This is a genomic window from Sphingobium lactosutens DS20 (genome assembly GCF_000445105.1).
GTDB classification, from domain to species: domain Bacteria; phylum Pseudomonadota; class Alphaproteobacteria; order Sphingomonadales; family Sphingomonadaceae; genus Sphingobium; species Sphingobium lactosutens.
In genome coordinates this window covers 95,040-101,325 of record NZ_ATDP01000074.1, presented here as the reverse complement: position 1 = coordinate 101,325, position 6,286 = coordinate 95,040, and the positions used below count along the sequence as shown (strand labels likewise).

10 protein-coding genes are annotated in these 6,286 nt (G+C 63.3%); all 10 read right to left on the bottom strand.

Features of this window, described 5'->3' with window-relative positions; genetic code table 11:
• Positions 1 to 31: 31 nt before the first annotated feature.
• The gene (locus tag RLDS_RS0127875) at positions 32 to 373 is read right to left on the bottom strand and encodes a PIN domain-containing protein (protein ID WP_021225182.1); all 342 of its coding nucleotides are present in this window, start codon (positions 371 to 373) and stop codon (positions 32 to 34) included.
• Positions 374 to 421: 48 nt separating this feature from the next.
• On the bottom strand, positions 422 to 733 hold the full coding sequence (locus RLDS_RS0127870; protein ID WP_021225181.1) for a type II toxin-antitoxin system Phd/YefM family antitoxin: 312 nt from the start codon (positions 731 to 733) through the stop codon (positions 422 to 424).
• Positions 730 to 948 carry a hypothetical protein gene (locus RLDS_RS35370; protein ID WP_021225180.1) on the bottom strand — a complete coding sequence of 73 codons (219 nt, stop codon included), beginning with the start codon at positions 946 to 948 and terminating at the stop codon, positions 730 to 732. Before RLDS_RS35370 ends, RLDS_RS0127870 begins: the two co-directional genes overlap by 4 nt.
• Positions 949 to 1,048: 100 nt before the next feature.
• On the bottom strand, positions 1,049 to 1,687 hold the full coding sequence (locus tag RLDS_RS56655) for a hypothetical protein (RefSeq protein WP_021225179.1): 639 nt from the start codon (positions 1,685 to 1,687) through the stop codon (positions 1,049 to 1,051).
• A 10-nt stretch (positions 1,688 to 1,697) separates the two neighbouring features.
• The gene (locus RLDS_RS35365; RefSeq protein ID WP_021225178.1) at positions 1,698 to 2,894 is read right to left on the bottom strand and encodes a hypothetical protein; all 1,197 of its coding nucleotides are present in this window, start codon (positions 2,892 to 2,894) and stop codon (positions 1,698 to 1,700) included.
• Positions 2,895 to 2,992: 98 nt separating this feature from the next.
• Positions 2,993 to 4,006 carry a deazapurine DNA modification protein DpdA family protein gene (locus RLDS_RS35360; protein ID WP_021225177.1) on the bottom strand — a complete coding sequence of 338 codons (1,014 nt, stop codon included), beginning with the start codon at positions 4,004 to 4,006 and terminating at the stop codon, positions 2,993 to 2,995.
• 11 nt (positions 4,007 to 4,017) lie between these two features.
• Positions 4,018 to 4,332, bottom strand: coding sequence for a hypothetical protein (locus RLDS_RS35355; RefSeq protein WP_021225176.1), 315 nt, complete (start codon positions 4,330 to 4,332; stop codon positions 4,018 to 4,020).
• Between the two features lie 63 nt (positions 4,333 to 4,395).
• On the bottom strand, positions 4,396 to 4,671 hold the full coding sequence (locus RLDS_RS57470; RefSeq protein ID WP_021225175.1) for a zinc finger domain-containing protein: 276 nt from the start codon (positions 4,669 to 4,671) through the stop codon (positions 4,396 to 4,398).
• Positions 4,672 to 4,674: 3 nt separating this feature from the next.
• Positions 4,675 to 5,373, bottom strand: coding sequence for a hypothetical protein (locus RLDS_RS35345; protein ID WP_021225174.1), 699 nt, complete (start codon positions 5,371 to 5,373; stop codon positions 4,675 to 4,677).
• Positions 5,374 to 5,498: 125 nt separating this feature from the next.
• Positions 5,499 to 6,170 carry a hypothetical protein gene (locus RLDS_RS35340; RefSeq protein WP_021225173.1) on the bottom strand — a complete coding sequence of 224 codons (672 nt, stop codon included), beginning with the start codon at positions 6,168 to 6,170 and terminating at the stop codon, positions 5,499 to 5,501.
• Positions 6,171 to 6,286: the final 116 nt, after the last annotated feature.

The window sequence follows — 6,286 nt, the reverse complement described above, 5'->3', positions numbered from 1 at the left end:
CCCCTTCCCTCCCCCCCTGGCCGACGCTGTGTCAGGCGGCCTGGATGGGAAGCGGCGGTCTCGCCACGTCGCCGGCGGGAGCGCTGCGATGGACGATGGGATGGAAGGCTCGGCTCGCCGCGCGCCGAGATGGACGATTGGGCACCCGGTCGAGCGCAACCGCATGTTCGCCCGTTATCGGCAGATGGACATAGCCATTGTCGGCGAGGCCCCGCCTATAGAGACGTGGATCGGCGGTGATGCCTGGCTTTCCCAACGCGGCCTTGGTGGCGACCTCCCAAATGCTCGCGGCACTGAACAGGAGTTCGCTGTTTTCGTCTGCAATGAGCGACCGCGCGTTGGATGAAGGGCGCGCCGATGTGGAGGCTGCCACGACAACAGATGTTGCCCAAGACAACAGATCCGTGTCGAAAGAGCAGTCTTATTTCATGTCGGAAAAGCCGGCTTCGATTTCGGCGCGTGTGAGGGCGTCGAAATCATCGGGGATCGTGAACGTGCCGGCGAGGAAGCCGAGCCGACGGGGCGCGGGACGTTCGGCTGTATCGACCGGGACCACTTTGACCATAGGCTTCCCGCCCTTGGCGATACTGAAGGCCTCGCCCCGTGCCGCGCGCTCGACCAGCCGGGAAAGGCGGGTCGTCGCACCGTGGATATCGACGGTTTCTACGGGGACATCCTTGAACCAGGCGCGATGACCTTCGTTTACTTGAAGCCCATGTTCAACGACGCTCAATCCTTGGCGGCACGCATGGTGGCACGCCTGGTAAGATTGGGGATGCGGACATTGTCGTAGGGACTTGAGACCGACATTTCGAGCGCGTCCCGGTGGGCACGATACCAGTCGGCTGCCTCTACGGTATAGCTTTCGGTCGCATAGGGCTCGCCGCCGCTGGAGAATTCGACGTCGACGGTGAAGGTGCGCAGGTCGATATGGGATGAAGCATGCATGATCGGATCCTTTCGAAACAAAAGGGGCGGCTCCGACCTGGGTCGAAGCCGCCGTTGGAGGAGCGGTGGGTGGTGACGGGAGTGGGCGTGTCGCGGCGCTTCAGCTGGGCGACGGCGTCAGCCAGCAGGCTGCGGCTTCGCTGGCGGGTTGCTGGCCATGACGGTCGTCGCAGAAGCGCTGGAAGTCTGCGTTGCCGGCAAGCGAGGCGTCTTCCAGCACCTGGATCACCTCCCAGCGGAATGCCGCAGCCGTGCCGGGCTCGACCACGGGAACCCACAGAGCGAGATTGTTGCTATCCGCGCCGCAGCGTTCGCAGGTCTGGCTGTCATAGGTCGCGAGCAGCGACCAGGCTTGTGCGACCTCGTCCCAGACCGCATTCGCATCGCGGCATATGTCGGCGCTTCCGCAATGCCGGCAACGCGGCATGACCGGTGATGCGGACGCGGGCCCCACCGCCTGGTTGACGGTGCCATCCCCCGGCCTGTCAGGCTGGGTCTGCCTTTCGCCCTCGCCAAAGCCCGCAGGCACCGAACAGGCCGTGGCCATATAGGCGGTATCAGCCCCGGGCCAGATGCCGGTCAGATAGGTTGGACCGGAGCTTTCATAATCCTCCTTCTGCCCGGTCCAGTCGCCGTCGTTGATGGCAAGGCGACAAGCGTCGTCGATCGTTGCCGCTTCATAGGTCCGGTGCCTGAAGACCGGCAGGCGATAGGTGCTTTCGATCGTAAAACTCGGCATGGCACGCTCCTCAATGCGCTTTGGCGAAGAGCTTGCGCGCCTTGCCTTCGATTTCGAGCCTCGTGTCCTGGTTGGACTTCGCGCGAGCGTGGGCGGTGATACCCTGGACGAAGTCGAACAGGCTGGCGGGCGGGTGGCCTTCCTCGGCGATCACCGACTGGATGATCTTTGCAGTGTCGGTCTTCGAGAAGCCGGTCTTGCGCAGGAAGCTCTCGCGGTCCTCGTCGGTTCGTGCCACAATTCGCCCGCGCGCGGTCTTGATGCCGTCGATGAAGCTCATCGCCGAGGAGTCAGCGAAATTTTCGAGAGCGGGTGCGGCTTCGTGCGCGAAACGGTTAGCGGCGAATTTGGAGTGCCGGATCGAGATTTCCTCGAAATTTTCGACGCCCCAAAGGTTGCGATTCATGCACACGGCACGAAGATAAAAAGTCGCTATTCCCAACGACTTGGATCCGACTTCCGAGTTCCAGCAGTAAAAGCCGCGGAAAAAGAGATCGGGGTCGCCATTGGGCAATTTGCCCGCTTCGATCGGGTGGGTGTCGTCGACCAGGAACAGGAAGACATCGCGATCGGAAGCGTAGAGCGTGGTCGTTTCGCGGGTGACGTCGACATAAGGATTGTAGCGCATCGACCGCCAGTCGAGCACGCCGGGGACCTTCCAGCGCGTATCGGAAACACCATTGCCGGCAAACTTCATGACGGCGGCGACCAACTCATGGTCCCATATCCGGCCATAGTCGGGACCGGTGACCGCGCGTAGCTCGGCACGGCCTTCATGGGTCTTGAGGAGCTTGACCTGTTCGCCGCGGTGGCTGAGCAGGCCGTGCTGAAGGTTGATGCCGGCGAGCGCCGCGGGCAGGCCCCGCAGATAGGAGGCCGGCGCGCCGACCAGGCTGGAGAGCTGACCGAACGACCAGTTGGTGGGCGCGATCGGCTCGCCTTCGCCGGGCACGATCAGGCTGAGCCGTTCGGCATTGTCCATGCTCGCCTCGACACGGACGTCCCGGCTTTCGACGATGCGGGTGCGGGCACGATCCGCGCGGCGACGGACGCTCTCATAGAGGTCGTCGAGCGACAGATATTTTTCGTCATCGGGGCGGGAATACCACTCCGACGACACGCGCGAGATGTTGCGACCGCGGGAGATATCGACCTTGAAAGCGCCGGAAACCGGGGGCGTGTCGATGGGCTGGGCAAGGGTAGCCATGGGGAAATCTCCTTGATGGAAAGGTCCGGTCCGCCTCGGACCGGCCATCCTTTCCCCACCCCCTTCCCTCCTCCCGATCGGAGCGCTGTGCCCATCGGTCAGGCGGCACGGCCATCGCGATAAATATCGGCCGCCCATTGCTCGACCCACAATGCTGTCACGTCCTCGTGGCCAATATCGCCGTCCTCGACCAGCACGCGGATTTCGGCGCGAGCCTGCGCGATCGCCCGCTCCCAGGGGTCGGTGGGATGCGGGTCGGCCCGGGCGAGGGGAAGTTCCGGCTGGCGGACTTGCCGTGGCGAACCGAGGCGCGCGAACTGACGGCACGTCCATGCCTGCATGTGCTGCGCCACCAGGCGATCGGTCTTCGGGACGCCGCGAACGAGCGCATCGTGCCTGGCTGTCTGGCCATAGGCCTGGCTGTCTGTCGAGGCGAGGCGATACTCAAGTCCCTTCAGATGTGAAAGCGCAGTACCTTTCACACCAAAACCGTGGAGCCTCACGTCCCTCGGCAGGATGCGATCGAGATGGTCGAGGACCGCGATCAGCCCCTCAGGGCCCGAGACCTCCCGGCGGCACAATGATCCGACGCCGATCAGCGGCGTTCGGGAATAGTCGAGCAGGAGGCCATCGAGGCAGCGCTCATAGTCCTCCGGGCGGCGCCCCTGGATGACCGGCATCAGCCGGTGCTCGATACCAAGATCGCGCGCTCCGGAGCGGCAGTCGAAGTTGGCGCGGATGGTGCGTGAAATCCGGTCGAGCACCTCTTCGCGATCACGGGCGATCTCGGGCTCGACGCAATAATCCATACTGGCGAACCAGCGGAACGGATAGCTGGCCGCCAGTACAAGATAATCGGTGGTGCGCCAGGGATATCCGCCGTAACGGGCCATGGCGACGAACCCCGCGGAATCGAGCGAGAGGCTTGCCAGCTCGCGGGCATGGTCCAGCGCGGCGAGGTTCCAGCCCCGCCAGTCGGGCCACCCCTTGCTCCGGCTCCAGCGTGACAGGGCGTTGGCGGAGATCAATGCCGGCACGTGCATGTCGATCGCCCGCTGGAGGATCGGGCCAGGGTTGAGGTGGGGAAGCCCGACCATGATTTCGACAGTCATGGCGAGGCTCGCTATTTTGCGGACGTGCGACGCCAGCGTTCGGCGGTCTGGCGGGACGTCAGCATATCGAAGGCGTTGCCGCAGAATGACTCGAAGGCGGGATCAACGGCAAGATCCTGATTGTCGAGATGCTCGGCAACCTCCCGCGTGAAGCGTTCCGCTTCGTGACCGACGTCTTGGGAGTCCGCCTCGCAATATTGGGCGAGGAAGTCCGCGAAACCTGTCTCGTCTTGTTGTGCGCTGATGTAGCGCAGGAGGAGATCGATCTGGGTCGTCTCGGACCATCCTTCGCTGTCGGCCATCTGATGGAAAAATGTCTCGGACATGGTTCGCTCCGGAGCTTATGGGAAAGGTGGATGACGATCACCGGCGGAGAGACGACAGCAGGTTCAGTCGAACAATGGCAGGCATGACTGGCGATCGCGGTTTGCGACGCCGCATAGTCCCAGAGGGCAGGGGCCATACTTGCCCTCGCGATCGGCCAGGAGGTCGCGCGAGGCATGGAGTTCGACAAATGGGCCGCTATGCCCGCTCGGACGGCGGCATCCGACGCCGATCGGCGCGCGGCAGTCCGGACATGGCACGAGCAAGACCGGATCTACGTCCCACGACAGACCGCAACCAGGCTTGCTGCAGGCGGCAGGCCCCTTGACGATGAAGGCCATCGCTCAGGCCGCCTTTTGCCATTCGTAAAGCAGATGCGCATCCGGTTCATATTCCGAGCCGATCGCGATCCGCACGAGCTTGCCGTCGCAGGCGAAAGCGGAGGCACGCGGAAAGGTGAGATAAGAGCGCCCCTCGAGGATCATGTCGCCGGATCGAACCTTGGTGACGAGCCTGGTTGTCCCGAGCGAACGGTGCCCGGCCGGCGCGTCAATCAGCTTGAGGCTGTCGCCAGGGCGGACCTGCTTCTTGAAGGCGGCGAGCGAGAGCTTTGGTTCGACCTGATTTTTCGCGCCTTGTCGCGCCGCCAACGCTGCCCAATAGGCCTGCCCGATCCGCGCCTCGCAGTAGAAGGCGCAGGTGTGAAAGTCCTGCAGCAGGTTGGACCGTGTGAAGCTGAACCGCTCCATCTGGTCGCGTACTTCCGTGAAGAAGGCGTTCTGCGCGTCGCGCGAAGTCAGGTCGGCGGGTGTATCGAGAATCTCGGCCGTGATCTTGCGGCCGCGGGCGAACTTCTCCGTCTTGATGGCGAAGCGCGTATCGCGGAATTTGGCCTTGAGATGGCCATCGATGCGCGTGGCGAGCGTCGTGAGATTGTCGCCCGCCCTGTAGAGGTCGCCCTGATAGTGGAAGTTGCCCCGCTCGTCGAACGGGGTCTGGCTATACAGGCGCGCCGGCGCGCCCGGCGTTGCAACGTCGGTCATGATCTTCTCCTTCATCTTGGGGTCGTGGTGGGCACGGGCTGCAGCGTCGGTCGGTCCCGGGGAGCCTGCGAAAAGGAATGGTCTTCCGCCAGCATGCAGCCGCGCGTCAGGATGCGAGCGTCGCGTCAGGCGGATCTGGCGGGCGCGGAAGGGGACTCTTCGATCACCGCCAGCATTTCGACGCGGGCGTCGGCCCAGTCGAGATAGCCGAGCCGCGTATCGTCGTTGGCCACTTCGGTCTTCCAGTCTTCGACCGGATGCGCGGGATCGTTCGCCCAGATGTCCCGGCGGTTCAGGGAAATATCTCCATCGAGCGCAATGGCGAGCGCTTCCCTGGTGGTTTCGATTTCGATCCGGTTCGCAAAGATCGCGCACCATCCACCACCGAAACTATCGGGACGGGCTCTTGTAGAGGTGAAGCTCCAGTCGAAGCCGATCGGTGCCCTCGACAGCGATGCGTTGCAGCAGCGATGGATCAGTCCGGCGATGGACCAGGGCTGAAAGTCGGTGCTGCTGAAGATGCTGACCGTGCAGGTCATGGGATCATCAATCGAGTTCTTGACGGTCAAATCGGCACCGAAGTCAGGAAAACTGGTGTCGTCGAATATCGCCCGGAACCCGCTCAACGGGTCGCCTTCGAGCACGGGCGGAAATGCGGCGAGCAACTCTTTGCTGACCGGAGCGGGCGTCACATCGGCGATAAGATCGGCCGCGAGCTGCCACGCTTCTTCGATCAGCGCGGCTTCATCGGTAGAGCAGGCAAACGCGAATGCGCCCTGAACGAAGTGATCAGCCATCGGCATATTCTCCATGAGTTGCTGCGTGTCCCAATCGCCACGCCACCCATGACCGCCCTCCTCCCCTCCCTTTTGACTTGTGCGAAAATTACAGGCACGAGTTTGTTTACGGTTGC